Annotated in this window: 3 protein-coding genes; all 3 read right to left on the reverse strand. The window is 49.3% G+C overall.

The genetic code is table 11. The features are described 5' to 3' along the window. Positions 1 to 904: tetratricopeptide repeat protein (locus ACOJTG_RS08045; RefSeq protein ID WP_420153336.1), on the reverse strand; the 904-nt coding region annotated here is incomplete at its 3' end. Between the two features lie 640 nt (positions 905 to 1,544). Beyond that, positions 1,545 to 2,198: an epimerase gene (locus tag ACOJTG_RS08050; protein ID WP_420153337.1), complete on the reverse strand. Its 654-nt coding sequence runs from the start codon at positions 2,196 to 2,198 to the stop codon at positions 1,545 to 1,547. Positions 2,199 to 2,229: 31 nt separating this feature from the next. Beyond that, on the reverse strand, positions 2,230 to 3,019 hold a 790-nt coding region (locus tag ACOJTG_RS08055; protein ID WP_420153338.1), incomplete at its 5' end, for an alpha/beta hydrolase.

Consider the following 3,019-nt stretch of genomic DNA (forward strand, 5'->3'; position numbering starts at 1 on the left):
TACCCTGTTTTTTCATGTAAACGGAATCGACGGCAACGGAAGCTTTAAACGTATCGAAGGCTTTCTGATACTCCCCCAGCTTGTAGTACACGTGGCCCGGCATGTGTACCAGGTGACTCGAGGCGGGTCCTAGTTTGGGCAGTACTTCGCAGCTTTCGAGGGCTTCGGCCGGGCAACAATTTTCTTTGAGGTGAATCCAGTAATGATGGGCTCCGGCATTATCAGGGTGGGATTTAAGGACATCCCGGAGCAGGTATTCGGCGTACATCGTGCCCTCCCGCGGATTGAGTTTCAAATCGTAGCCGCTCATTTTGCTCAGGGCTAAAAAGAGTTTTGCGTCTACATCTTCCGGGTATTCATGAACGAGTAACTCCAGGATTCGTTCGTATTCTTTTTTCCCGCTGGCTCCCGGCACATCGCGGGCCAGGACGGCCTCCGCGTAGCGTTTTTCGTGCGGATTTGCCTTGTCTTTCAGTTCTTTCAGTTTGGTCACCGCCCGGATACGGTCGGTAGCAAAATCATCCCCTTCCATCGAACCAATGGCACTGTAAATACCCCAGTACGGCATAATAGCGGTGGAGTCCTGACGGGAAGCTTCTTTAAAGGCCCGGTACGCTTCAAAATCCCAAAAGCTGTGTAGCAGAGCAACGCCCTGGCTAAAATACCGTTGGGCCAGCGGATTTCTGGTTTGAATGCTCAGGTTAGAAGTACCAATACCCGTCATGATTTCTGGAGCGGGCAGGTTATGAATGTATACTGTCTCTTTTCGGTACTCCTGAATATGAACTAGGTGATCGTGATTCATCGTTCGACCTTCGGGATCGTGATGATGGTCGTCGTGGTACACCCGTTGGCTGAAGGCTGGTAGAGACAGTAGACACAGAGCAAATAAAGAGCGTTTCATAGGGAATCAGACGGGATAGGTACAAGTAGACCAAAAGAACTTGTACAGCGGATAGATACAAATCCGCATCAAATATATATTTACTCTATATAATTAGTATACTATTTAGAAGAAAATTTAAAATCGATGATTTGTTTTATAGAATGAAAGTTCTGTTTTAGATAGATCCGTCTTCGTCCCGCAGGCACGGCTGGTTATTTAGTCCGTATGCATTCCATGCCGGGCATCGCATGCGGGGCATCCCATACCGGCACGCCCGCCGCTCAATCCCACCGCATTGTCGAAGAGTTAGGCGGCTTTTCGCGATAGGACGGGGTCTGGATTTATATCGTCCATGAAGTTATTCGACTGTTTTTGACAATCACCATTAATAATGATTAGCTAACAAATATTACTTGAAGAAGAAAACCCATCCCGCATATGAGCAACGGAACGACCTACGGCAGCCGCAATGCGTTGGCCTGAAGCGGGCTGTTGTTAGTCGTGGAGGGGCTCACATGCTACCGAACAGCCGTACCTACGGGACCAAATACCAGTCTAGGTGAATAACGGAACTTTCAAAGAGCAATACTTCCTCCACCCTATAATAACTACTAGCCAGCCGTTTGTTTTTATACGTTTCAGCTTTTCCCATGCCTACTTACATTCGTGCCAGTGTTACGATGTCTTTCACTTCCAGTACTGCCTTGGGATAACCTTTTTGAGCGGCGTGAATCATGGCCTGCCCTACTTCTTCCAGCGTACAGAAGCCTCCGGGAAACAGGGCTCGCCCCAGTGGGTATATCCAGGCAATCCATTTATAAAAACTCTTTATATTTTTCTGGCCGGGCACCGCTTTCATAAAACCCGGACGAAACATATACGCTTTCGGAAATAACCGCATTAAGGCACTTTCGGTGGCTCCCTTCACTCGGGCCCAGGCCATGCGGCCTTGCTCATTCGTCCCCGCTCCGGTCACGTAACAGAAGGTCAGATCCGCATTGTGTTGGGCGACTGTCTGGCCGAAGTGGAGCGTAAGATCGTAGGTAATTCGCTTGTACTCTTCCTGACTCATACCCACCGACGATACGCCCAGACAGAAATAACAGGCATTATAACCGACCAACTGGGAGGCGATGGGTTCCAGATTAAAGAAATCCTTGTGGATGATTTCTTTCAGTTTGGGATGGGAAAGTCCCCCCGGCTTCCGGTTGATCACCAGCACCTGCTCAACGTCGGGATGCTTCAGGCATTCGAACAGTACCCCTTCGCCTACCATACCCGTAGCTCCGGTAATGATTGCTTTGATTTTCATCGCGGTGATGGTTTAAATATGGAGTAAGCGTTTACTGAACCCAACCATTTTTTTTCATCCAACTAAAGAGCGGTTGCATCCACTCTTCCGTAGGTAATCTGAGGACAAAACCGTGATTTCCTGTCGGATACAGGTGCATCTCAGCGGGGACGCGATGATGGCGTAAGGCTTCGTAAAAAACGATACTATTGTCTACATCCACCACTTTGTCGTCACCCGTATGCGTCAGGTACGTTGGTGGGGTCTGATCCGTCACGTGCCGTTCGTTAGAAAATCGCTCGATGAGTTCCTGGCTCGGCTTTTCGCCCAATAAGCTCGTACGTGATCCTTTGTGAGCCAGCGTTTCACTCATCGAAATAACGGGATAAATCAGAATCATGAAATCGGGCCGCAGACTAACACGACTGGGGTTCTCAATCACGGGCGTATTAAATTTGGTTCCTGCTGTAGAAGCCAGGTGGCCACCCGCCGAGAAACCCATAATGCCTATACGATCGGATTGCAGTTGCCATTCCTTAGCCCGTTCGCGTACCAGCCGAATGGCTTGCTGAGCGTCCTGCAAGGGCCCAATACTTTTATCGACCATGATCGAATCGCTGGGCAGGCGATACTTCACAACGAAGGCGGCTATACCATGCTTCACGAAGGTTTCGGCAATTTTTATCCCTTCGCCATTATAACTCTCTGAAACATAACCGCCACCGGGATAGATGACGACGCCCGTACCCGTCGGATTTTCCTTCGGTAAAAAGATTGTTAGCGTGGGTTGAGATACTTTGCGGTACCCTTGAATCCGACCACCGGGTTCGGCATTCACGATT

It is taken from the genome of Siphonobacter sp. (assembly GCF_048595215.1).
Classification (GTDB): domain Bacteria; phylum Bacteroidota; class Bacteroidia; order Cytophagales; family Spirosomataceae; genus Siphonobacter.